The 22987-nt window shown below is 70.6% G+C and carries 23 protein-coding genes; 12 read left to right on the forward strand and 11 right to left on the reverse strand.

The window, feature by feature from the left end; genetic code table 11:
* The first annotated feature begins 109 nt into the window (after window positions 1-109).
* The 8 genes from NBY69_RS09050 (at window position 110) to NBY69_RS09090 (ending at window position 9839) form a co-directional block, all read left to right on the forward strand.
* Window positions 110-1255: an adenylate/guanylate cyclase domain-containing protein gene (locus tag NBY69_RS09050; protein WP_250299669.1), complete on the forward strand. Its 1146-nt coding sequence runs from the start codon at window positions 110-112 to the stop codon at window positions 1253-1255.
* A gap of 73 nt (window positions 1256-1328) precedes the next feature.
* On the forward strand, window positions 1329-2162 hold the full coding sequence (locus tag NBY69_RS09055; protein WP_250299672.1) for an enoyl-CoA hydratase/isomerase family protein: 834 nt from the start codon (window positions 1329-1331) through the stop codon (window positions 2160-2162).
* Window positions 2163-2299: 137 nt separating this feature from the next.
* Window positions 2300-3430 (forward strand): GGDEF domain-containing protein, encoded by a 1131-nt coding sequence (locus NBY69_RS09060; protein ID WP_250299674.1) that lies wholly within the window; start codon window positions 2300-2302, stop codon window positions 3428-3430.
* Window positions 3431-3625: 195 nt separating this feature from the next.
* Window positions 3626-5164: a histidine ammonia-lyase gene (gene hutH, locus NBY69_RS09065; protein WP_250299740.1), complete on the forward strand. Its 1539-nt coding sequence runs from the start codon at window positions 3626-3628 to the stop codon at window positions 5162-5164.
* Window positions 5165-5539: 375 nt separating this feature from the next.
* Window positions 5540-5896, forward strand: a complete 357-nt coding sequence (locus tag NBY69_RS09075) for a hypothetical protein (protein ID WP_250299677.1) — start codon at window positions 5540-5542, stop codon at window positions 5894-5896.
* Window positions 5897-6159: 263 nt separating this feature from the next.
* Window positions 6160-7428: an Ig-like domain-containing protein gene (locus tag NBY69_RS09080; RefSeq protein WP_250299678.1), complete on the forward strand. Its 1269-nt coding sequence runs from the start codon at window positions 6160-6162 to the stop codon at window positions 7426-7428.
* 174 nt (window positions 7429-7602) lie between these two features.
* A complete protein-coding gene (locus tag NBY69_RS09085; RefSeq protein ID WP_250299680.1) occupies window positions 7603-9090 on the forward strand; it encodes an ABC transporter permease in 1488 nt (495 codons plus the stop codon).
* 56 nt (window positions 9091-9146) lie between these two features.
* Window positions 9147-9839 (forward strand): ABC transporter ATP-binding protein, encoded by a 693-nt coding sequence (locus NBY69_RS09090; protein ID WP_250299681.1) that lies wholly within the window; start codon window positions 9147-9149, stop codon window positions 9837-9839.
* Between the two features lie 3 nt (window positions 9840-9842).
* On the opposite strand, the gene NBY69_RS09095 is transcribed toward NBY69_RS09090, so the two are convergent.
* On the reverse strand, window positions 9843-9998 hold the full coding sequence (locus tag NBY69_RS09095) for a hypothetical protein (RefSeq protein WP_250299683.1): 156 nt from the start codon (window positions 9996-9998) through the stop codon (window positions 9843-9845).
* 26 nt (window positions 9999-10024) lie between these two features.
* Between NBY69_RS09095 and NBY69_RS09100 the strand changes: the two genes are divergently transcribed.
* Window positions 10025-11071 (forward strand): NAD(P)-dependent alcohol dehydrogenase, encoded by a 1047-nt coding sequence (locus NBY69_RS09100; RefSeq protein WP_250299686.1) that lies wholly within the window; start codon window positions 10025-10027, stop codon window positions 11069-11071.
* Window positions 11072-11184: 113 nt separating this feature from the next.
* The gene (locus tag NBY69_RS09105) at window positions 11185-11544 is read left to right on the forward strand and encodes a DUF1330 domain-containing protein (RefSeq protein ID WP_250299688.1); all 360 of its coding nucleotides are present in this window, start codon (window positions 11185-11187) and stop codon (window positions 11542-11544) included.
* Window positions 11545-11571: 27 nt separating this feature from the next.
* Here NBY69_RS09105 and NBY69_RS09110 read toward each other — a convergent pair whose 3' ends face one another.
* From NBY69_RS09110 to NBY69_RS09130, 5 genes are all read right to left on the reverse strand, one after another.
* On the reverse strand, window positions 11572-13149 hold the full coding sequence (locus tag NBY69_RS09110; protein ID WP_374211240.1) for a hypothetical protein: 1578 nt from the start codon (window positions 13147-13149) through the stop codon (window positions 11572-11574).
* Window positions 13150-13303: 154 nt separating this feature from the next.
* Complete coding sequence (locus NBY69_RS09115; protein WP_250299689.1) at window positions 13304-14608, reverse strand: Ig-like domain-containing protein; 1305 nt, start codon at window positions 14606-14608, stop codon at window positions 13304-13306.
* 161 nt (window positions 14609-14769) lie between these two features.
* A complete protein-coding gene (locus tag NBY69_RS09120) occupies window positions 14770-15015 on the reverse strand; it encodes a metal-sensitive transcriptional regulator (RefSeq protein WP_250299744.1) in 246 nt (81 codons plus the stop codon).
* 166 nt (window positions 15016-15181) lie between these two features.
* Window positions 15182-15760 carry a rhodanese-like domain-containing protein gene (locus NBY69_RS09125; RefSeq protein ID WP_250299691.1) on the reverse strand — a complete coding sequence of 193 codons (579 nt, stop codon included), beginning with the start codon at window positions 15758-15760 and terminating at the stop codon, window positions 15182-15184.
* Window positions 15761-15836: 76 nt separating this feature from the next.
* The gene (locus NBY69_RS09130; protein WP_250299694.1) at window positions 15837-17468 is read right to left on the reverse strand and encodes an FAD-dependent oxidoreductase; all 1632 of its coding nucleotides are present in this window, start codon (window positions 17466-17468) and stop codon (window positions 15837-15839) included.
* Window positions 17469-17695: 227 nt separating this feature from the next.
* Here NBY69_RS09130 and dnaN point away from each other — a divergent pair, with 227 nt between their 5' ends.
* Together dnaN and NBY69_RS09140 are read left to right on the forward strand one after the other, a co-directional pair.
* Window positions 17696-18814 (forward strand): DNA polymerase III subunit beta, encoded by a 1119-nt coding sequence (gene dnaN / locus NBY69_RS09135; protein WP_250299696.1) that lies wholly within the window; start codon window positions 17696-17698, stop codon window positions 18812-18814.
* Between the two features lie 53 nt (window positions 18815-18867).
* A complete protein-coding gene (locus tag NBY69_RS09140) occupies window positions 18868-19767 on the forward strand; it encodes an aminoglycoside phosphotransferase family protein (RefSeq protein ID WP_250299699.1) in 900 nt (299 codons plus the stop codon).
* A gap of 43 nt (window positions 19768-19810) precedes the next feature.
* On the opposite strand, the gene NBY69_RS09145 is transcribed toward NBY69_RS09140, so the two are convergent.
* The 5 genes from NBY69_RS09145 to NBY69_RS09160 form a co-directional block, all read right to left on the reverse strand.
* Window positions 19811-20344 (reverse strand): putative immunity protein, encoded by a 534-nt coding sequence (locus NBY69_RS09145; protein ID WP_250299700.1) that lies wholly within the window; start codon window positions 20342-20344, stop codon window positions 19811-19813.
* 151 nt (window positions 20345-20495) lie between these two features.
* The gene (locus tag NBY69_RS37610; RefSeq protein WP_374211241.1) at window positions 20496-21347 is read right to left on the reverse strand and encodes an SAVMC3_10250 family protein; all 852 of its coding nucleotides are present in this window, start codon (window positions 21345-21347) and stop codon (window positions 20496-20498) included.
* Between the two features lie 120 nt (window positions 21348-21467).
* The gene (locus NBY69_RS09150) at window positions 21468-21893 is read right to left on the reverse strand and encodes a hypothetical protein (protein WP_250299702.1); all 426 of its coding nucleotides are present in this window, start codon (window positions 21891-21893) and stop codon (window positions 21468-21470) included.
* A gap of 195 nt (window positions 21894-22088) precedes the next feature.
* Complete coding sequence (gene msrA, locus NBY69_RS09155; protein ID WP_250299704.1) at window positions 22089-22751, reverse strand: peptide-methionine (S)-S-oxide reductase MsrA; 663 nt, start codon at window positions 22749-22751, stop codon at window positions 22089-22091.
* A gap of 55 nt (window positions 22752-22806) precedes the next feature.
* Window positions 22807-22971 carry a hypothetical protein gene (locus tag NBY69_RS09160; protein ID WP_250299706.1) on the reverse strand — a complete coding sequence of 55 codons (165 nt, stop codon included), beginning with the start codon at window positions 22969-22971 and terminating at the stop codon, window positions 22807-22809.
* Window positions 22972-22987 lie beyond the last annotated feature (16 nt).

Raw genomic sequence — 22987 nt, forward strand, 5'->3', positions numbered from 1 at the left:
ACGTGAGCTACGGCACACCTGCCGTATGGTTGAGGCGATCCGCGGCAGATCAGCGCCGCGACAGCCAGATCGGCAGGGCAGTGCGCAGGGAATGGGCAGGAGGCGGCAGGTGACCGTCGACGACAACTCGTCCGGCGCGGGTGAGGAGCCCCCTTCTTCTCCGTACCGCACTCCGCACCATGAGGTCGATCACACCGCGGAGCCCTCCGACGATCCGCTGGCCATCCGGCTCGAACAGCTGATCCTCGGCGCCGACCGCCGCTACACCCCCTTCCAGGCCGCCCGCACGGCCGGTGTCTCGATGGAGCTGGCCTCCCGCTTCTGGCGGGCCATGGGCTTCGCCGACATCGGCCAGGCCAAGGCGCTCACCGAGGCGGACGTACTGGCGCTGCGCCGCCTCGCCGGACTCGTCGAGGCCGGGCTGCTGAGCGAGCCGATGGCCGTGCAGGTCGCCCGGTCGACCGGGCAGACCACCGCCCGGCTGGCCGAGTGGCAGATCGACTCCTTCCTGGCGGGTCTGACCGAGCCGCCGGAGCCGGGGATGACCCGCACCGAGGTCACGTACCCCCTGGTGGAGCTGCTGCTGCCGGAGCTGGAGGAGTTCCTGCGCTATGTGTGGCGGCGCCAGCTCGCCGCCGCGACCGGGCGGGTGGTGCAGGCCGCGGACGACGAGGAGATGGTCGACCGCCGCCTGGCGGTGGGCTTCGCCGACCTCGTCGGCTTCACCCGGCTGACCCGCCGGCTGGAGGAGGAGGAGCTGGGCGAGCTGGTCGAGGCGTTCGAGACGACCTGCGCCGACCTGGTCGCCGCACACGGCGGCCGGCTCATCAAGACCCTCGGCGACGAGGTGCTGTACGCGGCGGACGACGCCGGTACGGCCGCCGAGATCGCGCTGCGGCTCATCGAGACCATGGGCAACGACGAGACGATGCCCGAGCTGCGCGTCGGTATCGCGTTCGGCACGGTCACGACCCGGATGGGCGATGTGTTCGGTACGACGGTGAACCTGGCCAGCAGGCTGACCTCGATAGCGCCCAAGGACACGGTGCTGGTGGACGGGGCGTTCGCCGAGGAGCTGGGGCGCACGGCGGACGCGCCGGTCTCCGAGGCGGAGGCGGCGGCCGAGGCCGAACGCGCGAAGAAGAACGGCGAGGAGGCGCCCTCGTACCGCTTCGCACTCCAGCCGATGTGGCAGCGGCCGGTGCGCGGGCTGGGCGTGGTCGAGCCGTGGCTGCTGACCCGCCGCAGTACCTGACGCCTGCGGTACGGGTCTGACGTCTGCGGCACGGGGCCTGACGCTGGCGGTACGGGCTGGCTATCGTGCGCGGATGACCTCTGAGATCTCAGATACTGAAACAGGCGCGGGGCAGACGGGCGCGGAGCAGCGGTACGGCGAGTTCGTCGCCGTGCGCCGGCACGGTCACGTCGCCGAGCTGGTCCTGGACCGGCCCAAGGCGATGAACGCGGTGTCCACCGCGATGGCCCGGTCCATCGCGGTGGCCTGCGCGGCGCTGTCGGCGGACGGCTCGGCGCGGACCGTGGTGGTCACCTCCACCCACGACCGGGCCTTCTGCGTGGGCGCCGACCTCAAGGAGCGCAACTCCTTCACCGACGCCGAGCTGGTGCGGCAGCGGCCCACGGCCCGTGCCGCGTACACCGGCGTACTGGAACTGCCCATGCCGACGGTCGCCGCCGTGCACGGGTTCGCACTCGGCGGCGGTTTCGAGCTGGCGCTGGCCTGCGATCTGATCGTCGCGGACGCGACGGCCGTGGTCGGGCTGCCCGAGGTGTCGGTCGGGGTGATCCCCGGCGGTGGCGGTACGCAGCTGCTGCCCCGGCGGGTCGGTGCGGCCCGCGCGGCCGAGCTGGTCTTCACCGCCCGGCGTGTACAGGCGGCCGAGGCAAGGGAGTTGGGGCTGGTGGACATCCTGGCCGAGGACGCCCGTACGGAGGCGCTGGAGCTCGCGGGCCGGATCGCGGCGAACTCACCGGTCGGGCTGCGCGCGGCCAAGCGGGCGCTGCGGCTGGGGCACGGGCTGGACCTGCGGGCCGGTCTGGAGGTCGAGGACGCGGCCTGGCGCTCGGTGGCCTTCTCCGGGGACCGGGCGGAAGGCGTCGCGGCCTTCAACGAGAAGCGGACGCCGCAGTGGCCGGGGGAGTAGCCGGAGGGGTTGCGGGAGGAGTGCCCGGAGGAGTTGCGAGAGGGGTGGCCGGAGGGGGGCCGGGACTGGAGTCCGGCATGTCACGTTCTGTGACGTATAACTGCTCAAAAGCCGCGCATCGTACTTAAGCTGGAGCAATGGGTGACGATGTGCGGCTGCGGGCCGTGGTGACGCTTGCGCAGGCCATGGCCTCGGCGCACACCCCTCGTGCGTCCTGGCGGGCGGCCACGGCGGGGGCGTGCGACGCGCTGGGCGGGACCTTCGCCGCGCTCTCCGTCTGGGAGCGGGAGCTGGGGCAGCTGAAGGTGCTGGCCAATGTGGGCGAGCGGGCCGCGGGCGAGGCCGAGTTCCCCGAGGCCGAGACCTACCCGGTGAATCACTTCCCGGAGATCGCGGAGTTCCTGCACGAGCGGTGGGCGAGCGGGGGCGAGCCCAACGCCTGGGTGGAGACGGCCGACGGCCCCGCCGAGGGCTCGGCGGGCTACTGCCACCAGCGGGTGGCCGCGCTGCGCAGGCGGGGGCGCGGCAGCTGTGTCGTCGCGCCGATAGTGCTGCGCGGCCGGGCCTGGGGCGAGCTGTACGTGGCCAGGCCGGTGGGGGTGCCGGTCTTCGACCGGGACGACGCGGACTTCGCGACGGTGCTGGCCGCGGTGGTGGCGGCGGGCCTCGCGCAGACGGAACGGCTGGAAGAGGTCAGGAAGCTGGCCTTCACCGACCCGCTGACCGGCCTCGCCAACCGCCGGGCGGTCGACATCGGCCTCGACGCCGCGGTGGAGCGCTTCCGGGCGGACGGCACCGTGGTCAGCCTGATGGTCTGCGACCTCAACGGACTGAAGCAGGTCAACGACACCCACGGTCACGCGGTCGGTGACCGCCTCCTGGAACGCTTCGGCTCGGTCCTCTCGGTGTGCGGGGCGATGCTCCCGGGGGCGCTGGCGGCGCGGCTGGGCGGCGACGAGTTCTGCCTGCTCGCGGTGGGGCCGGGGGCGGACGAGGTGATCCGGGTCGCGGAGGAGCTCTGTGTACGGGCGGGCGAGCTGGAGCCGGGCGACGGGGTGGCCTGCGGGGTCGCGTCCACCGGAGACCCGATCGGCCCGCTGCGCTCGGCCCGCAGGCTCTTCCGGCTGGCGGACGCGGCCCAGTACCGGGCGAAGGCGGCCCGGTCGTCGAGGCCGGTGGTGGCGGGGCGGGACGGAGCGGTGGTGCGGCTGGCGGACACGCCTTCGCCGACGGGGGACCGGCGGCGGATACGGGGCAAGCGGTCCTGAGGCGGGCGGGGGTGCGGCCGGCCTCGGGGGCTCCGCCCCCGGACCCCCGCTCCTCAATCGCCGGAGGGGCTTGAAGGTGTCCTCGATCGCCGGAGGGGCTGATGTATCGCCGGAGTGGCTGTTGTGTGTAAGGGGCGCCCCCACGCAGCAGTGGTGACAGGTTGGGATTCAGTACGTAGGCTTCTGAATATGGATATGCATACAGTCGTCGTGGGAACGTCCGGCACCACCGCCGACGACGTCCTCGCCGTCGCCCGCGGCAACGCCCGTGTCGAGCTCTCCGCCGAGGCCCGTACCGCCCTCGCCGCCGCCCGCGAGATCGTGGACGCGCTGGCCGCCAAGCCCGAGCCGGTGTACGGCGTCTCCACCGGGTTCGGTGCGCTCGCCTCCCGGCACATCAGCCCCGAGCTGCGCGCCCAGCTCCAGCGCAACATCGTGCGCTCGCACGCCGCCGGCATGGGCCCGCGGGTGGAGCGCGAGGTCGTGCGGGCGCTGATGTTCCTGCGGCTCAAGACCGTCTGCTCCGGGCACACCGGCGTACGGCCCGAGGTCGCGCAGACCATGGCCGACATCCTCAACGCCGGAATCACCCCCGTGGTGCACGAGTACGGCTCGCTCGGCTGCTCCGGCGACCTGGCCCCCCTCTCGCACTGTGCGCTGACCCTGATCGGTGAGGGCGAGGCCGAAGGCCCCGACGGCGAGGTGCGGCCCGCGGCCGAGCTGCTCGCCGCAGCGGGCATCGCCCCCGTCGAGCTGCGCGAGAAGGAGGGCCTGGCCCTCCTCAACGGCACCGACGGCATGCTCGGCATGCTCGTCATGGCCATCGCCGACCTCAAGAAGCTCTACACCTCGGCCGACATCACCGCCGCCCTGTCGCTGGAGGCGCTGCTCGGTACCGAGAAGGTCCTCGCGCCGGAACTGCACGCCATCCGCCCGCACCCCGGCCAGGGCGCGGCGGCGGCCAACATGCTGAAGGTGCTCGACGGGTCCGGGCTCACCGGCCACCACCAGGACGACGCCCCGCGCGTCCAGGACGCCTACTCCGTGCGCTGCGCCCCGCAGGTCAACGGCGCGGGACGGGACACCGTCGACCACGCCCGTACCGTCGCCGAGCGCGAACTCGCCTCCGCCGTGGACAACCCCGTGGTGCTTCCCGACGGCCGCGTCGAGTCGAACGGGAACTTCCACGGGGCGCCCGTGGCGTACGTACTCGACTTCCTGGCCATCGCCGCCGCCGACCTCGGTTCCATCGCGGAGCGCCGTACCGACCGGCTGCTCGACAAGAACCGTTCGCACGGGCTGCCGCCCTTCCTGGCCGACGACGCCGGTGTCGACTCGGGCCTGATGATCGCCCAGTACACCCAGGCCGCGCTGGTCAGCGAGATGAAGCGGCTCGCGGTTCCGGCGTCCGTCGACTCGATCCCGTCCTCCGCGATGCAGGAGGACCATGTGTCGATGGGCTGGTCGGCGGCGCGGAAGCTGCGTACCGCCGTCGACAACCTGACCCGGATCATCGCGATCGAGCTGTACGCGGCCACCCGCGCCGTCGAGCTGCGCGCGGGGCTGTCGCCCGCCCCGGCCAGCAGCGCGGTCATCGAGGCCGTGCGCAAGGCGGGCGTCGAGGGTCCTGGACCCGACCGCTTCCTGGCACCCGATCTCGCCGCCGCCGACGCCTTCGTCAGGGACGGGGGCCTGGTCAGGGCCGCGGAGACCGTGACGGGTCCGCTCGACTGACGACTGACGCGACAAGACGCCTGACGCCTGACGCCTGACGCCTGGCGTCAGGCGTCTTATGGCAGCGGAGCAGTACGTGCGGGGCCGCCCGGGGCATCGTCGCCCGGGGCGGCGCTGTCCCGGGGTGCGGTCGTGTGCTGCCGGGCGTGCGCCGGCGCAGCCGCTCGCGGGCCGTCCTCGGCGTGCGCGGAGGGGACGAACGACAGGGCGCAGAGCACGGTTCCCGCGGCAACGGCGGTCAACAGCGGTCGGCGGGTGGACACAGGATCGATCTCCCTTGCTGCACAGGCGAATTGGCCCCGTTGGGCGCCGATGCTAGTGAAAGCAGCGGGTCGCGGGAAAGACGCAGCGGCCCGGAGCCTTACGCTCCGTCGCATGGCCAACGAAGAAACATCCCGATATGTGCGACTCAAGGTGGAACTGGTGCTGGAGGTGCACGACGCCCCGGCGCTCTGCGAAGCGGCGCTCGAACGGATCGCGGACGACGCGGAAGGGCTCCAGCCCGGCATGCTGGGCGAGGACAGGACGCATGCCGAGGCGGCGGTCAGGGAAGACGCCGCAGAGGCGGTCGCACACCTGGTGGACCCGCTCGACCTGATCGGGGACCTGCCGGGAGTGGAGCTCGTCCAGGCAGGCTGGGCGAGTGAGCAGATCGACTACGACCCCGATTCGCTGGAATGGGACCTGGACGAGGAAGATGTGCCGGACGGCGACGCGGATGTGACACCGTAACTCCGTTACGCGACAAGGCGTGTACGGAGCGACGCGTCCCGGGGTGCGGTACCGCACCCCGGGGCTGCGGGTCCGCTGCGGAGCCGCGGCGGTCTCTCCGGGATCTCTTCGGGATCCCGCTGGGACCTCGCCGGGGAACGAGTGTTGTTTCACACATCTTCACCTGATGTGGAACCGGCACTTCGGTACAGATGTTCTTAACAGGGTGCAGGGACGCAGCACGCTCGCGACCTGCTCGGGGATTTTCGGGGTATTCGGCAACGATGGAGAAGCGTGTGATGACGGAAAGTAGGCGGCGCAAGGGCCTGATGGCTGCGTCCGCACTGCTCGGCGGCGTACTGGTGCTGTCGGCCTGCAGTGGAGGCGACAGCAAGGCCGGTGCCGCGGACAGTTCGAAGAAGTCCTCGCAGAGCGCGGTCGACGAGGCCGCGGCGAAGGACACCTCCGACGCCCGAATAGCGATCACGCCCAAGAACGGCGCGAACAACGCCGGTATCAACAAGGACGCGAAGGTCGCCGTCACCTCGGGCAAGCTGACCCAGGTCTCGATGACCACGGCGGGCGGCGCGGCCGTCAAGGGCACCATCGCGGCCGACGGCCTGAGCTGGAAGCCGGACGCCCAGCTCGACCGCTCCACCACGTACAAGATCGCTGTCACGGCCGCCGACGCCAAGGGCCGTCAGGCACACGAGAACTCGTCGTTCACCACGGTCTCGCCGACCAACAGCTTCATCGGCAACTTCACGCCCGAGGACGGTTCGACCGTCGGCGTGGGCATGCCGGTGTCGATCAACTTCGACAAGGCGATCACCAACAAGAAGGCTGTCGAGGACGCCGTCAAGGTGACGTCGAGCAGCGGCCAGGAAGTCGTCGGGCACTGGTTCAGCCCCACCCGGCTGGACCTCCGCCCGGACCAGTACTGGAAGGAAGGCTCGACCGTCACCATGAAGCTCGCCCTCGACGGTGTCGAGGGTGCCAGCGGAGTGACGGGTGTCCAGGACAAGACGGTCACCTTCAAGATCGGCCGCAACCAGGTCTCCGTCGTGGACGCCGCCGCGCACACGATGAAGGTCATGCAGGACGGCAAGACGATCAGGACCATCCCGATCTCGGCCGGCTCCCCGGACCACACCACGTACAACGGCCAGATGGTGATCTCCGAGAAGTACAAGCAGACCCGGATGGACGGCTCGACCGTCGGCTTCACCAACGCGGACGGCAAGGGCGAGTACGACATCAAGGACGTCCCGCACGCCATGCGGCTGTCCAGCTCCGGCACCTTCATCCACGGCAACTACTGGGGCGCCAAGTCCCTCTTCGGCAGCGCCAACACCAGCCACGGCTGTGTGGGGCTCTCCGACACCAAGGGTGCGAACGACCCCAACACCGCGGCCTCGTGGTTCTACAACCACTCGCTCATCGGTGACGTGGTCGTCGTGAAGAACTCCAACGACAAGACGATCCAGCCCGACAACGGCCTCAACGGCTGGAACCTGAACTGGTCGGCGTGGAAGGCCGGTTCGGCCGCCTGACCGAAGGCCGGGTCCGGCCGCCTGACCAAGGCCGGACCCACCCCGCCCCCGTACGACGGCGGCCCGTCCCCCTCTGTGGACGGGCCGCTGTCGGCGTTCCCGGGCCCGGTTCTTCTCATCGGTCTCTCACCCGGGCCTTATCCAGCCATCACCGGCGGCTCGTACTTTCACGCCATGTTCTTCACCTACCTCCGGCGCGAGCTGCGCCGACGCAGAAAGGCGGCGCTCGTCGTCGCCTCGGGGCTGGCCCTCGGTATTGCGCTGGTCATCGTCGTCAGCTCGGTCTCCTCAGGGATGGGCCAGGCACAGGACAAGGTCCTTCAGTCGCTGTACGGCCTCGGTACGGACATGACCGTCACCAAGGCCGAGGCGCCCGCCGGAACCACCGGGAGCAACGCCCGGCCCAAGTTCGAGTTCGGCGCCAAGGGCAACAGCGACGACACGAAGCAGAGCAGCGACCGGGTGATGGTGCAGGGCTTCCAGACCCTGGCCTCGTCGACCGTCGACAAGGTCGGTACGCAGAGCGGCGTCTCGGGCGCCGTCGGCGGGCTGAGCCTGAACGTGCTGAAGGTCAACGGGCAGTTCAAGCGCGGCGAGTACAAGCAGCAGCCCGGCGGCGACACCGGCGAGGGCGGTCGGCGCGGCGGCTCCACCGGCGCCCCGCGCGGTGAGGTCCAGGGCGGCGGAGCCAACTTCGACGTCGACTCCTACACCGTGTTCGGCACCGACGTCGCCCACCTCGGCCTCGGCCCGCTGACCTCCTCGAAGATCACCTCGGGGCGTACGTTCACCAGCTCGGAGACCGACGCCGAGGTCGCCGTCGCCGACTCCTCGTACGCCGACAAGAAGAAGCTCAAGGTCGGCAGCACCGTCACGATCTCCTCGGTGAAGTACAAGATCGTGGGCATCGCGACCCCCGACAGCGGTGACGCCGCCGCCAATCTGTACCTCCCGCTGAAGCAGGCCCAGACGCTGGCCGACGCCAAGGACAAGGTCACCACGGTCTACGTCAAGGCCGCCGACTCGAAGAAGATCTCCGGCGTCAAGTCGACGATCCAGAAGAACGTTCCGGGCACCACGGTCACCACGTCCGCCGATCTCGCGGACACCGTCTCCGGTTCCCTCTCCACCGCCTCCAACCTCGCCACCAACGTCGGCAAGTGGCTGTCGATCGCGGTCCTCGTCGCCGCCTTCCTGGTGGCCGGGCTGCTCACCTCGTCGGCCGTCAGCCGCCGGGTACGGGAGTTCGGCACGCTCAAGGCGCTCGGCTGGAAGAGCGGCCGGGTCACCCGCCAGGTGGTGGGTGAGGCGCTCGTCAACGGCCTGCTCGGCGGGGTCCTCGGCATCGCGCTCGGGCTGGCCGGCGCGTACCTGGTGACCGCCATCAGCCCGACCCTCAGCGCCTCGGTCGCCTCCTCCGGCGGCGGTATGCGCGGCGGCTTCGGCGGGGGCGGTGGCTTCGGCGGCGGTGGCGGCGGCTTCGGTGCCGGGCGGCAGGCCGCGTCGAAGGCCCTGGACATCTCGCTGACCGCGCCGGTCTCCCTCTCCACCATCGGGGTGGCCGTGGCACTCGCCGTGGCGGGCGGCCTCATCGCGGGCGGCTTCGGCGGCTGGCGCGCCTCCCGGCTGCGCCCCGCGGACGCCCTGCGCCGCGTCGAGTAGCCACCCACCCCCCGTCCGTACAGCAGGAGTTGAGAGCAGGAGTTGAGAACCGTCCCATGTATGAACTCAGCGGAGTCACCAAGCGCTACCAGCGCGGCAAGAAGACCGTCGACGCGCTCGCCGGAGTCGATCTGACCATCGAGGACGGCGGCCGTCTGGTCATCCAGGGCCCCACCGGCGGCGGGAAATCCACCCTCCTCCAGATGCTCGGCGGCCTGGACCGGCCGACCGCGGGCAGCGTCGTACTCGACGGGGTGGACCTCGGGACGCTCAGCGAGTCCAGGCTCACCAAGGTGCGCGCCGAGAACATCGGCTTCGTCTTCCAGTCCTTCAACCTGATCCCGACCCTCACCGCGCAGGAGAACGTCGAGACCGCGCTCGTCCCGCTCTCCGTCAAGGGCCCCGAGCGGCGCCGGAGGGCCGCCGAGGCGCTGGAGTCCGTGGGGCTGACGGAGCGCTTCGGGCACCTCCCCTCCGAGATGTCCGGCGGCCAGCAGCAGCGTGTCGCCATCGCCCGCGCCCTGGTCAAGAACCCCAAGGTGCTGCTCGCCGACGAGCCCACCGGCAACCTCGACGAGGGGATGCGCGACGAGATCATGGAGGTGCTGGAAGGGCTGTGGAAGGACCACGGGCTGACCTTCGTCATGGTCACCCACGACACCGCCCTCGCCCGCCGCGCCCCGCGCGTCGCCACCATCCGCAAGGGCAAGGTGACGATCACGGAGAACGCGGCGGCGGGCCGGTCGTAGCGGTCACCCGGTGACGGCGGGGTCCGTCTGCCGCGTGCCGGGGCCCCGGGCCGCGAGCAGCCGCAGGATCCCCGCCGACTCCGGGCCCGGTTCGGCACGGAGGGTGAGCGGACCCTGGTCGTGGTCGGCGGGGAGCGTCAGGCAGGCTGGACGGACCACCCCGATTCTGAGGAGAACGTTTCCGGATGACTTTCACCACCGTCGCCGCGTACGCAGCCCCCGCTCCGAAGGCCCCGCTGGAGCGCACCACCGTGCCGCGCCGTCCGGTCGGAGAACACGACGTACTGATCGACATCAAGTTCGCCGGTATCTGCCACTCCGACATCCACCAGGTCCGTGAGGGCTGGGGCAAGGGACTGTTCCCGATGGTCCCCGGCCACGAGATAGCCGGAATCGTCGCCGAGGTCGGTCCGGGCGTCACCAAGTTCGCCGTCGGTGACCGGGTCGGCGTCGGCTGCATGGTCGACTCCTGCCGCGAGTGCGACAACTGCCTGGCGGGCCTGGAGCAGTACTGCGCGAAGGGCAACACCGGCACGTACAACGCCGTCGACAAGCAGGGCGAGCGCACCTACGGCGGGTACTCCACCCACATCGTCGTCGACGAGAACTACACCCTGCGCATCCCCGAGGGCATCGCGCTCGACGTGGCCGCGCCGCTGCTCTGCGCGGGCATCACCACGTACTCGCCGCTCGCCCACTGGAACGCGGGCCCCGGCAAGAAGGTCGCCATCGTCGGCCTGGGCGGCCTCGGACACATGGGCGTCAAGATCGCGCACGCGATGGGCGCCGAGGTGACCGTACTGAGCCAGTCGCTGCGCAAGCAGGAGGACGGGCTGAAGCTGGGCGCCGACCACTACTACGCGACCAGCGACCCCAAGACCTTCGAGGAGCTCAAGGGCTCCCTGGACCTGATCGTCTCCACGGTCTCCGCTCCGCTCCCGCTCGACTCGTACCTGAGCCTGCTGAAGACGGACGGTGCGATGGTCAACGTGGGCGCCCCCGAGGAGCCCGTCTCGCTCAACCTCTTCTCCGTCATCGGCGGACGCAAGACCCTCGCCGGGTCCGGGATCGGTGGTATCCGCGAGACCCAGGAGATGCTGGACTTCTGCGCGGAGCACGGCTTCGGCGCGGAGATCGAGGTGATCGCCGCGGACGGGATCAACGAGGCGTACGAGCGGGTGCTGGCCAGCGATGTCAGGTACCGCTTCGTGATCGACACCGCGACGATCTGACCGCCGGCGATTACTCCTGAGGTAATCGACACGCACGCGCTGTCACGGCAGGCTCTGGCTCACAGCGGTTCGCTCCCGCGAACCGCTGGGCCCGAGCCTGTTGAGGAGGCCCCATGACCGCGTACGCCGTGGCTCATCTGCGTCCTGCCGACCACTTCGCGGAAGACGTCTTCGTCTACCTGGAGAACATCCAGTCGACGCTGGACCCCTTCGGTGGCCACTTCCTGGTGCACGGCGCCCAGTTGGAGGTGCGCGAGGGGAAGTGGCCCGGGACGCTGGTCGTCATCGGTTTCCCCGGGATCGAGGAAGCCCGCGCCTGGTACGACTCCCCGGCCTACCAGGAGCTGCTGCCGCTGCGCACCGGCCACGTGGACGGGGACGCCGTGCTGGTCGAGGGCGTGGCGCCCGGATTCGACGCGGCGGCGAGCGCGGCCCACTACCGGGACGTCGCGCAGCGCATGAACACGGCCTGAACCCGCTTTCCGGGCCCGGCCGCCCGCTCAGTCCGCGAGTGCGCCGTACCCGGAGCCGAGCCGGTACTCGCCGGGGCCCGGTACGGTCAGCCGCGTCCACTCCCCGTGCTCACGCACCGAGGCGCCGCCGCTCGACCGCAGCCAGGGCGAGTACGCGATCCGTACGGTGACCGATCCCGCCCGGGGCATCCGCACCACCAGTTCCGCGTCGTCACCCCGGACGACCTTGCCGGGCGCCTCCACCAGCGGAGTCGCGCCGTCCACCCGGTAGATCCGCCAGTGGGCGTCCCGCCAGACGGGCTTCAGCCAGTGCGGCTCCGACCGTACGAGGGCGGCCTCGCCCTCCGCCGGGCCGTCGGGGCGCCCGTCGTGCAGGACGACGTACCCGACGGCGAACCGGTCCAGCCACGCCCGGTAGGTGGTGGCGTCGAGCGTCCCGTCGTAGAAGAGCCGCCCGCGCTCGACGTCGAGCTGCCGGTTCCAGCCGCGGGCCGTGTTCACGTACGGGGCCAGCACCGCCGCCTCGCGGTGGTTGCGCGCGGGCACCACCTCGACCCGGGTGCGGTCGGCGTGCAGCCGCTGGAGCTCCCGGACGACTCCGCCCGTGTCGGCGGCCCACGCGGGGACCGCGTCGGAGACCCGCAGGTCGTCCAGGGTCTTGTCGACGAGCCAGTAGCAGTTGAGACCGAGCGCGGCGACCAGCACGAGACGCCGTAAGGCGCGGTGTTCGGCGAGTACCGCGACCAGCAGGACCACGGGTCCCACCAGCCCGACGAGCCGCTCGACGTTCGTGCCGATGGGAGAGGGGATGAGATAGGTGAGGACCACCCCGACGCCGTACACCAACGCGGCGTACCGGGTCAGACGGCACCGCGCGGCGGCCACCAGCGCGGCGCAGGCGGCCAGCGGCATCCACAACTTGCCCACGGCCATGGGCTGTTCGCCCTGGAACGGGAAGAGCAGGGTCGTCGCCCCGACCACCAGGAACGGCGGCAGCGCCAGCCGCAGCCCCTTCCGCCACTGCCGGTCCAGCAGATGGGCGCCCGCGACCACCACCAGGAACAGCCCCGCGACCGGGCTGGCCATCGTCGCGAGCGCGGCGCACACCGGCGCACGGACCGGACGCTCCAGCCACAGCACGGCGAGCAGCCCGACGGCCACGCCCACCGCGAAGGTCGTACGCCCGGACGCGACGTTGCACCAGAGGGCGAGCGCGCCGAGCACCGCGGGCGCGAGTGACCACCGCACCCCGGTGCGCGCGACGAGACACGACAGCACCCAGGTCCCGCCGAGCCCGGCCAGCACGGACACCGTCCGGGTGCCGAACCAGGCCATGAGGTACGGCGTCAGCAGGCTGTAGTTGGCGGTGTGCGCCCCGCCGTACCAGAACAGGTTGTACGCCGAACCAGGATGCCGGGAGGCGAACCCGGCCCAGGCGAGCTGGGCGGCCAGATCCCCGCCGCCGGTGGCCAGTACGGCCGCCCACAGCACGTACAGCGGGAGGACGCAGCCGGTGGCCACGGCCGGTACGAACCACCAGGCGGTGGTCGCCGCCGACCGTGCGGTTCCCTCGGCGCGCGGCCGGACGCTCTCACTGATCCCCACGGGGAAACCCTAACGGCCTCCCCTTGCGCTCCCGTGCGACGTGCGACGGGTGACGTGCAATGGGCGACGGGCGACGGGCGACGGGCGACGGGCGACGGGCGACGGGCGAACAGCCCGCGGCTGCCGCCCGTCGCATGGGAATCACCCGCGGGAGTCACTCCGCGGCTGCGGCGCTCCCCGCCGTCCAGGCCGACCAGCTCATGTTCCAGCCGTTCAGGCCGTTGTCCGGGGAGACCTTGCCGCCACCGGTCGAGTTCTTGACGATCACGACGTCGCCGACCAGCGAATTGCTGTAGAACCACCCGGCCGGGGTGGAGGTGTTCGTGCCGCCCTGGGCGTCGTGCATCCCGATGCAGCCGTGGCTGGTGGCCGCGGAGCCGAAAGTACCCGTCGACGCCCAGTAGTTGCCGTGGATGAACGTGCCCGAGTTGGTCAGCCGCTGGGCGTGCGGGACGTCGGGGATGTTGTACTCGTCGCCGAGCCCGACCGTCGTGCTGTCCATCTTGGTCTGCTGGAACTGCTCCGAGATCACCATCGTGCCGTTGTAGGTGCCGTGGCCCGAGGAGCCGGTGGAGACCGGGATGGTCTTGGACGGGCTCCCGGCCCGTTCCACGGTCATCATCTGCTTCGCCGCGTCCACGGTGGAGATCTGCGAGCGGCCGACGGTGAAGGAGAAGGTCCGGTCCTGGACCCCGTACACACCGGGGGAGACCTCGACGCCGTCCAGGTTCAGGGCCACCCGCACCGTGGTACCGGGCTTCCAGTAGCTCTGCGGACGGAAGTCGATCCGCTGATCGCCGAACCAGTGCCCGACGGCCAGCTGGTCGTTGCTGGAGGTGATGGCGACGGCGGATTCGACGGCCTTCTTGTTCTTCACGGGCTTGTCGAGCTTGAAGGAGACCTCCATCCCGACCCCGACCGTGGTGTGGTCGTCCGGCGTGTAGAAGGCGATCACCGAGTCGGCCTGGGACACGGTGGTGAAGTGCGAGGTCTTGGTCTCGGTCTTGCCGCTCTTGTCCTTCGCCTGGGCGACGAGGACGTACGGCGTCCCACGGGTCAGTTCGTGGCCGGCCTTCCAGGACGTCTGCGCGGCGGACATCTTGCCGGGCATGGCCTTGCCGCTGCTCTCGTTGGTCAGGGTGACCGAGGTCAGAGCACCTTCGGCCACGGCCGCCGTGACCGCGCCGACGCTGACTCCGACGTGCATGGCGCCGTCCTTCGGAGTGATGACGAGCTGCGCGCGGGGCGCGCTGCTGGGCAGCGCCGACTTCGTACTGCCCCCGCCGCCGCCCGCGCCGCCCGAACCGCCGGAACAGGCGGCGAGCGCCAGTACTCCGGCAGTGACCAGGGCCAGCGGGGCGGCCAGACGGCTCCGGCGGTACCAGGCGCTCCGGGGGTTTCGCGAACTCGGTGAGCGCCGCGAGCCCCGAGGGCTCCGATGACGGCTGATGGATATCAAGGCTTCCGCCTCCACTGCACGAGGAAGGGCCGGGTGGATTGCCCGACCTTGTGACGACAAGTCCTTTCTGCAGTGTGCAACAGCGAACCCGGACCGACACCTCCGGATCCGCTGTCCTCGTCCTCGTCAGATCTCTGCCGGACGCCCGTCCGTGAGGCCGTTCAGGCCAGCGCCAGGAAGAGATTCTCCAGCTCGGCCTCGGTGAGCGGGGGCGTTTCGCCGTCGGCCGTGTTGATGCAGTCCCGCATCCCGGAGGCGATGATCTTGAATCCGGCGCGGTCCAGGGCGCGGGAGACGGCGGCCAGTTGGGTGACCACGTCCTTGCAGTCCCGGCCCGCCTCGATCATCGCGATGACCCCGGCCAGCTGGCCCTGGGCGCGACGCAGCCGGTTGAGTACGGGGGTCATCTTCTCCGGATCGGCGCTCACGGTCTCTTCTCCTTCTCTCCGGTACTTCTCTGATACTGCGTTCGGGCTCCGGCCGGGTGCTCAGGCCGGGTGCTCAGGCCGCGTGCTCCGGCCGCGTGTTCCGGCCGGGTGCTCCGGGCTTCCGTGATCCGGCCTCGTGCTCCGCTCAGCCGCGCAGCGCGCGCCGGGCGGAGTCCAGCGCCGTGGGCTGCGGCCGGTTGAACGGGAGCTTGCCGAGGACGGCGGCCATGCCGCAGGTGTTGCTGAGGCCCGAGTAGACCAGCCCCGACGCCACCCCGGCCGACAGCAGCCTGGCACGTGGTGAACGCACCCCGGTCACCAGCCCGAGCAGAACCAGCGCGCCCGCCGCGAAGCGGACCTGGCGGTCCATCGCCCAGACGGCACGTCCGCTGTGCGGCGCCGTGTCCAGCGGCAGCCCGGCCGCGCGCCACGCGTGGGTCCCGCCCGCCACACCGACGGCCGTCACACCGGCGGCGGCCAGCCGCGCGCAGGCGGTGGCCGACCGCTGTCCCGCCGCGCACACGACGATCAGGTCCCGCCCGGCAGCGGCCTCGCGCAGTTCCGGCAGGAGGGTTTCCAGGGCGTCCAGCGGAACGCTGATCGCGCCGGGCAGGTGACCGGCGGCGTACTCGGCCGGTGCGCGGACATCGACGACGAGCGTGCCGGCGGCGTCGCGGGCGTTCAGCTCGGCGGGGGTGAGGGTCGGGGTGGTGCTCTCGGTCATGAGGGGCTCCGGGGGTGCGGGGTTACGGGGTTCGGGTTACGAGGGTTCGAGGGTTCGGGGGACCGGGGCCCGGTGTTCAGGCGGCAGCCTGACCCGCGGACCAGGTCGCGTAGCCGCCGTCCAGATTGGCGGCGTTCCGGCCCAGCCCGGCGAGCAGCCGCTGGGCGGTGTGGCCGCGCAGCCCCACCTGGCAGTGCACGATCAGCTCGCCGTCCGGCAGTTCGGCCGCCCGGTCGCGCAGTTCGTCCAGGGGGATGTTGACGGCGCCGGGGATCGCGCCGCGGGCGTGCTCGGCGCGGGTGCGTACGTCCACCAGTGCGGCGACCGGCCCGACTGCTCCGTCCGTGCCCAGCTCGTGCCACTGCACGGTGTGGACCGTACCGGTCGCCAGGTTCTCGGCGATCATGCCCGCCATGTTCACCGGGTCCTTGGCGGAACCGTACGGAGGGGCGTACGCGAGCTCCAGATCGGCGAGAGCGGGGGCGGTCAGACCACCTGCCATCGCGGTGGCGATGACATCGATCCGCTTGTCGACGCCGTCCGAGCCGACCGCCTGGGCGCCGAGGATGCGCTGGTCGCGCGGGTCGAAGAGCAGCTTGAGCGCGATGGGGGAGGCGCCGGGGTAATAACCGGCGTGCGAGCCGGGGTGCAGATGCACAGCCTGATAGGGGTGGCCGGCCGCGCGCAGCCGCTTCTCGTTCCAGCCCGTCGCCGCAGCCGTCAGGTCGAAGACCCGCACCACCGCGGTCGAGGTCGCGGGCCCGGCGGCCACCTCACGCCCGGCGATGGCGTCCGCGACGAGCCGGCCGTGCCGGTTGGCGAGATTCGCCAGCGGTACGAGGACGGGCTCGCCGGTCAGCGCGTCACGCTTCTCGGCCGCGTCCCCGACCGCGTAGATCTCCGGGTCGCTGGTACGCCCCGAGGCGTCCACCGCGATGCCGCCGCGCGGCCCGGTCTCCAGACCCGCGGCGCGGGCGAGCGAGGACTCGGGCCTCACCCCGATGGACAGCAGGACGAGGTCGGCCGCCAGGGTGCGGCCGTCGGCGAGGACGACGGAGTCGGGCAGTACCTCGGCCGGCTGGGCGCCCAGTTCCACCCGTACGCCGTGCTCCCGCAGCCGGGCGGCGACCGGGGCGGCCATCTCCGGGTCGAGCGGCGGCAGCACCTGCCCGGCCAGCTCGACGAGAGTGACGTCGAGCCCGCGCTCGCGCAGGTTCTCGGCGGCCTCGACCCCGATGAAGCCGCCGCCCACGACGACGGCCGTGCGGACGCCCCCGTCGAGCAGCTCGGCGATCCGGTCCGCGTCGGTCACGTCCCGCAGCGTGCGGGCGCGCTCGATGCCCGGCAGGTCGGGGACGAAGGGGCGGGCGCCGGGGCTGAGGACCAGCCGGTCGAAGGACTCCTCGTACTCCCGGCCGCTCACCGTCTCGCGCACCCGGACGGTACGGGCGGCGCGGTCCACGGCCAGCGCCTCGTGCCGTACGCGCACATCGATCCGGAAGCGGGCATCGAGGGACTCGGGGGTCTGGAGCAGCAGGGCGTCGCGCTCGTCGATGGCGCCGCCGAGGTAGTACGGAAGGCCGCAGTTGGCGTAGCTGACGTGCTCGCCGCGCTCCAGCACGACGATCTCCGCCGTCTCGTCGAGGCGGCGGAGCCGGGTGGCAGCGGACATCCCGCCTGCCACGCCTCCGATGACTATGACCTTCATGTATCTGCTCCCGAACTGTCCGTAAGTGTCTGTTTCACATCGCTTCGATGCGCTTCGATACCCCCCGGGGTTTACTCATCCACCGTAACAGAGATGCCCCAGGGGGTATTTTCCGAGCCGGAGGGGCGGCGCCGGAGAGCCGGGAAGCCGGAGAACGAAGGCGTTGTCAGTGGCGGCCGATACGGTCACGACCGACCGGCAGGCAGTCGACAGGGGAGGGCCCGTCCATGGAGTTCCGCGCGGAACGCAGCGCATTCACCGAGGCCGTGGCCTGGGCGGCCCGAGTGCTCCCGACGAGGTCCCCGGTCCCCGTGCTGGGCGGCCTGCTCCTGGAGGCCACCGGCGACACCCTGCGCATCTCGGGCCTCGACTACGAGGCGTCCGCCCGCGTCGAGGTGCCGACGGACACCGTGAGCGCGGGGAAGGTACTGGTCATGGGACGGCGGCTGCTCGACATCTGCCGGGTGCTGCCCGAGGGGCCCGTCGAGTGCGCGGTCGAGGGGACCCGCTTCACGGTCTCCGGCGCCGGGACCCGCTTCGGGCTCTCCGTACTGCCGCTCGACGACTACCCGGCCCTCCCCGAACTGCCCGAACTGCGTGGGGCGGTGGACGCGTCGGAGTTCGCCGCGGCGGTCGCGCACGTGGCGGTGGCCGCGGGCCGCGACGACGCCCTGCCGGTCCTCACCGGAATCCGCCTCGGCCTGGACGGCGGGACCATGACCCTGGCCGCCACCGACCGGTACCGCTTCGCGGTGCGCACGCTCGGCTGGAAGCCGGAGTCCCACGACGTCTCGGCCGACGTCGTCGTGTCGGCCCGCCGTCTGACGGAGATCGCCCGCTCCCTCGGCCTTACGGGGACGGTCCGGGTGGGGCTGGGTGAGGGGTCCGTCGGCTTCGAGCACGCCGGGATGCGTACGACGGTCCGCCTGCTGGACGGCCGGCTGCCGCGCCACGACAAGCTGTTCACGATGCGGGAGCCGGTGGTCGCGGTGACGGACCGGGCGCCGCTGCTGGAGGCCGTCAAGCGCGTCGCGGTGGTCGCCGAGGGCGACAGCCCCGTACGCCTGGACTTCTCGTCCGACGCGGTCCACCTCCGGGCGGGCTACGAGGACGACGTGGCGTCGCAGCGGCTCCCGGTCACGCTGCTGGAAGGCGCCGAAGCCCTCACGGTCGCCTTCAACCCGGCTTATCTCACAGACGCGTTGAGCGCCATCGACGACCCCGTGGTCCGGTTCGACCTGCTCGGCCCCGGCCAGCGGGCCCTGCTCACGGGCCTGCCGACGGCGGTCGCCGAGCCGGACCAGGCCCACCGGCATCTGCTGATGTCGGTGAAACCGCTGCTGTGAGCGGGGAGTTGACGACGCAGCCACCCGCCCCCGGCCCTCGGTAGGGTGCGGGAATGATCGACGTGCCGACGGATTTCGTATGGAGCACCATCACCAGGGAAGGCGAACGGGGCCAGGCATGGACCGCCTCCCTGCCGGGCCTGACCGGTGAACTCCTGGACCGCTGGGAGTGCGCGGTGTCCGGCCCGGTGATGCACGGCCAGGTCGGGATCGTCGTACCGGTCCTGCGCGCCGACCGGAGCCGCGCGGTCCTGAAGATCTCGTTCCCGCACCCCGGCAACGTGCACGAGCCGGACGCCCTCGCGGCATGGGCCGGGCGCGGCGCCGTACGCCTCCACGCACGGGACGACGCCCGCTTCGCGATGCTGCTGGAACAGGCGGAACCAGAGACGCTTGCCGGTCTCGGCGACATGGACACGGCCCTGACGGAGGCCGGACGGCTGGTCCGCGAGTTGGCGATCCCCGCACCGGCCGCGCTGCCGGGGCTCGCGGACCGGATGCCGGAATGGGAGTCCCGACTACGCGCTGAATCCGCCGAGTCGGCCGCGCTCCTGCCTCGCCGGGCGGTACAGGCGGCTGTGGCGACCTTCCGCGACCTCGGACGCGAGCAACCGCGCATCCTGCTGCACGGGGACCTGCACTACGACAACATCCTGCGCGCGGAGCGCGAACCCTGGCTGGTCACCGACCCGAAGGGCTACGCGGGCGACCCGGCGAGCGAGGCCTTCACCCTGATCCGCACCCGGCTGGGCGCCCTGCTCACCGCGAGCGACCCGGGGGCAGCGGTACGCCGCAGCCTCGACATCTTCGCCGACGCCGCCGGGCTCGACCGCGTCCGCGTCCACCGCTGGACCCAGGCCCGCGCGGTGCTGGCGGTGTTCCGGGGCAGGGAGTACGGCGACCCCGGGTGGCTGATCGAGGCGACGGCGCGCGTGGCGGGACTGCTGACCTGACCTGACCGAGCTGCTGCTGACTCAGCCGTCCGCCTCCCCACCCTCAGGCGCGGAGAGCGGCGTCCAGCTCGCGAATGAGCTCCCCCACACGCCCGCCCCCGGGAGGCGCGGCGGGCAGCCGGCCGAGCACCGCAGTGACCGCTGCCGGTGCGTGATGACGTGCCCATTCAAGGGTCCGCGCAGCGACACACGGGTCGTCTCCGGCTGCCAACTCTTCTGCTCGTGTCGCGTGCGCTGCCGCGCCGAGAATGTGCTTCACCTGATGAGCGCTTGCCTTGGGATGAAGGTATGCGGCAGCCGCCGCATGGCTCGCCGCCCGCGCCGCGTCGGCCGCAGCGGGTGCAGCGGCTTCTCGTGCCGCTCTGTACGCCGCCCAGGCGCTCTGCCGCAGAGCGCTTGTACGCAGACCGCCCCCGGCGAAAGCGTCTGCCGCGTCGATGGCGTCACGAGGGCGCGTGTCAGTAGGAAGCCTCTGCTCGAAGATCGACAGCACCCTGCGGGCACCCTCAGCCGCGTAACCCGTGATCTCGCGAAGTTCGTGTTCGGTGAGCTCGATCTTGTCTGCGTCGGTCGGCACGGCTCAATCCTGCCGCAGACCAGCAGATCCGTTACAGACTTACTTGCCGTCGGCCGGAGCAACACTGATCGGGCAGCTGACGCCCGTCCCGGCGAGCCTGTGGTGCCATATGTCCAATGGTGGGCATCTATTGTCTGCTTGGGTGCCGCCTTTAGGCTGTTTGGCGACGATAAACTTGATTGCGCTTGCGCGTGAGCCAGGATTCAGGCTGGCGATGCGAGCGCTCAATGTATAGTGGTGTCGCCAAAACCAGTCTCTCTGACCACTGTCGTTGTGTACTGAGAAGCACGCGTGCATGCCCTTTGAGGCGCCCCTCTTGCTCGGCAGGATGGGCGCGAGCGATGTACCGATAGACCCATTGGCAGACCTGCTCAGGGTCGTTGAATCCTGGCCGATGGATTCCGGGAGCGCGAAGGGCCGAGGGTAGATCGTCATTCCCGGACCTGTCTGAGTCCTCGATCTGGCGGATGAGCTTGTACAGCCATGAGGTTCCAGAACCCATCCAACCAGCCCCCAGTGGGTCGTCGGGGCTAATGGGCTTGCAACCGCCGACAGTCAGGTGGCGTGCGTCGCCGCAAAGGAGCAGCTTCACAGGCTTGTCCTGGCCTACCGTCTCCCCGGGAACAACTCCGGCGAAGAGAGCGATGTCCTGCACGGCAGGTACGCGACCGTCTCGCCCACCCGTTGAATAGCCCATGGGTAGATCAAAGCTGATCCAATCCGGGTGTTCGACTGCGGGATCCGTGAAGGGCTTGGCGAGTTCGTTCACAAAGTGAAACGCTTGGTCGAAAAGCTCTGACAGGCCCGCATCTCCGGGGGGCCTCGGAGCTTTGGAGACGGCGATCTTGGGAGTCAGGGAAAGTTCACCGGACGTAGATGTGACTGACGTGGGTAGTCCAACTCGACATAACTCGTCGCGGATCTTGCGTTCCGATAGATAAACGAGCTCTGGCAAGTTGTGTCTCCCATTCGCTCCGGCTGAGATGCGGCAATTTCTTACCATTCGCGGCGAAGTGTTTCTGTTCCGTCACCTGAGGCAGGTGTGAGGTTAAAGCGATGTGGGCTTGTATTCCCTGTGACTTGCTGCGCTGCGCTAGTTGCTGTTGCTTGAGCGCAAGTGTGGTCAATTGAGAGTCGCGCCGGGGATGAAGGCCACGATGCCGGAGAGGAAGCTACCGATCGCAGCCAGTGTGACGAGGGTGGCCTTGCCGTCCGTGAAAAGGCTTGAGCAGAAGGTGCGGACCTGACGCCGCAGGATCAGCATCTTGAGCTTCTGCCAACGATGTTGGCGGATGTGGCACCCCATAAGGAGTCCGCTCGCGTTGTTACGACAACCGTCTTCCCGCCCTCTGACGGGGGCGCCACATGCCATCGGCGCTTGGAAGAGAGTCCAGATCAGGACTAGAGCTGACAGCGTGGCGACAATCGCTGGCCCCGCTGTCTTGTTGATCCATGCAGCGATTAGCAATGCCGCCGCGATGATGCCCCACCAATTCCCCAAGCCGCCGAGTCGACCGCTTCTTGCCCCCGAAGTCGCCATGGTCTCCATGGTGACTAGATGTGTCGGTCCTAGCAGCCCACCCCGGCTTCCTGGCCGAAAAGGACCTGAAGGCGGCTGATGAACGATGCCGGAAAACCTTTTGTGGTCCAGGGCGGGGGACCACGGGCCCCGGAGTACTGGGGTGGTTGGCATGTACTTGCCCACTTCCGGCGCCGGCGCAATCCCCGCCGGGCAGGCGGAGGTTCAGCCGTCCGCCCTGGCCACACCGATCGGGCAGGAAACGCCCGTCCCGCCGATGCCGCAGTAGCCCGCGGGGTTCTTGTCCAGGTACTGCTGGTGGTGCGGTTCCGCGGCGTAGAACTCGCGGCCCTCCGCGGGCAGGATCTCCGTCGTGATCGTGCCGTACCCCGACCCGGTCAGGACCTGCTGGTACGCCGCGCGGGACGCCGCTGCTGTCTCCGCCTGCGCCGGCGAGTGCGTGTAGATCGCCGAGCGGTACTGGGTGCCGACGTCGTTGCCCTGGCGGAAGCCCTGGGTCGGGTCGTGGGACTCCCAGAAGGTCTTCACAAGGGTGGCGTACGGGACGACCTGCGGGTCGAAGACCACGCGGACCGCCTCGGTGTGGCCGGTCAGGCCCGAGCAGACCTCTTCGTACGCCGGGTTCACCGTGGAGCCGCCCTGGTAGCCGACCAGCGTCGTCCAGACGCCCTCGGTCTGCCAGAAGATGCGCTCGGCGCCCCAGAAACAGCCCAGGGCGAAGTCCGCGACCTCCAGACCTTCGGGGTACGGGCCGGCCAGCGGGTTGCCCAGGACCGTGTGGTGGTCGGGCAGCTCGAACTCCGGGGTGGCGCGGCCCTTCAGGGCCTGCTCCGGCGTGGGGAGCTGGGGGGTGCGGTTCAGGAACATCGGCTGCGGCTCCTCGGGGAGTACGGGTACAACCCGTGCAACGTTCCGGACCCGGTCAGGATTCCTGCCGGTCGTCGTGGGCCGTCGAACCCGCCGCCGGGCGGTCCATGACGCGGTCCGGGTCGGTGACGCGGTCCAGGTACGCGGCCGTCTTCCGCCGGGTCCGGAACCAGAAGTAGACGCCGAGGCCGATCAGGATCAGCGGGATGAGGCGAGTCATGGGAGCTCCCGTCGGG

Source organism: Streptomyces sp. A 4/2 (assembly GCF_940670765.1).
Classification (GTDB): domain Bacteria; phylum Actinomycetota; class Actinomycetes; order Streptomycetales; family Streptomycetaceae; genus Streptomyces.

Bases quoted from the DNA above. Each gene is read 5' to 3' on its own strand.
- NBY69_RS09140 (WP_250299699.1), top strand. From the start codon at position 18,868: ATGATCGACGTGCCGACGGATTTCGTATGGAGCACCATCACCAGGGAA.
- NBY69_RS09075 (WP_250299677.1), top strand. From the start codon at position 5,540: ATGGCCAACGAAGAAACATCCCGATATGTGCGACTCAAGGTGGAACTG.
- NBY69_RS09055 (WP_250299672.1), top strand. From the start codon at position 1,329: ATGACCTCTGAGATCTCAGATACTGAAACAGGCGCGGGGCAGACGGGC.
- NBY69_RS09120 (WP_250299744.1), bottom strand. From the start codon at position 15,015: ATGACCCCCGTACTCAACCGGCTGCGTCGCGCCCAGGGCCAGCTGGCC.
- NBY69_RS09160 (WP_250299706.1), bottom strand. From the start codon at position 22,971: ATGACTCGCCTCATCCCGCTGATCCTGATCGGCCTCGGCGTCTACTTC.
- NBY69_RS09125 (WP_250299691.1), bottom strand. From the start codon at position 15,760: ATGACCGAGAGCACCACCCCGACCCTCACCCCCGCCGAGCTGAACGCC.
- NBY69_RS09100 (WP_250299686.1), top strand. From the start codon at position 10,025: ATGACTTTCACCACCGTCGCCGCGTACGCAGCCCCCGCTCCGAAGGCC.
- msrA (WP_250299704.1), bottom strand. From the start codon at position 22,751: ATGTTCCTGAACCGCACCCCCCAGCTCCCCACGCCGGAGCAGGCCCTG.
- NBY69_RS09080 (WP_250299678.1), top strand. From the start codon at position 6,160: ATGGAGAAGCGTGTGATGACGGAAAGTAGGCGGCGCAAGGGCCTGATG.
- NBY69_RS09150 (WP_250299702.1), bottom strand. From the start codon at position 21,893: ATGGAGACCATGGCGACTTCGGGGGCAAGAAGCGGTCGACTCGGCGGC.
- NBY69_RS09060 (WP_250299674.1), top strand. From the start codon at position 2,300: ATGGGTGACGATGTGCGGCTGCGGGCCGTGGTGACGCTTGCGCAGGCC.
- NBY69_RS09105 (WP_250299688.1), top strand. From the start codon at position 11,185: ATGACCGCGTACGCCGTGGCTCATCTGCGTCCTGCCGACCACTTCGCG.
- NBY69_RS09085 (WP_250299680.1), top strand. From the start codon at position 7,603: ATGTTCTTCACCTACCTCCGGCGCGAGCTGCGCCGACGCAGAAAGGCG.
- NBY69_RS37610 (WP_374211241.1), bottom strand. From the start codon at position 21,347: ATGGTAAGAAATTGCCGCATCTCAGCCGGAGCGAATGGGAGACACAAC.
- NBY69_RS09130 (WP_250299694.1), bottom strand. From the start codon at position 17,468: ATGAAGGTCATAGTCATCGGAGGCGTGGCAGGCGGGATGTCCGCTGCC.
- dnaN (WP_250299696.1), top strand. From the start codon at position 17,696: ATGGAGTTCCGCGCGGAACGCAGCGCATTCACCGAGGCCGTGGCCTGG.
- NBY69_RS09090 (WP_250299681.1), top strand. From the start codon at position 9,147: ATGTATGAACTCAGCGGAGTCACCAAGCGCTACCAGCGCGGCAAGAAG.
- hutH (WP_250299740.1), top strand. From the start codon at position 3,626: ATGCATACAGTCGTCGTGGGAACGTCCGGCACCACCGCCGACGACGTC.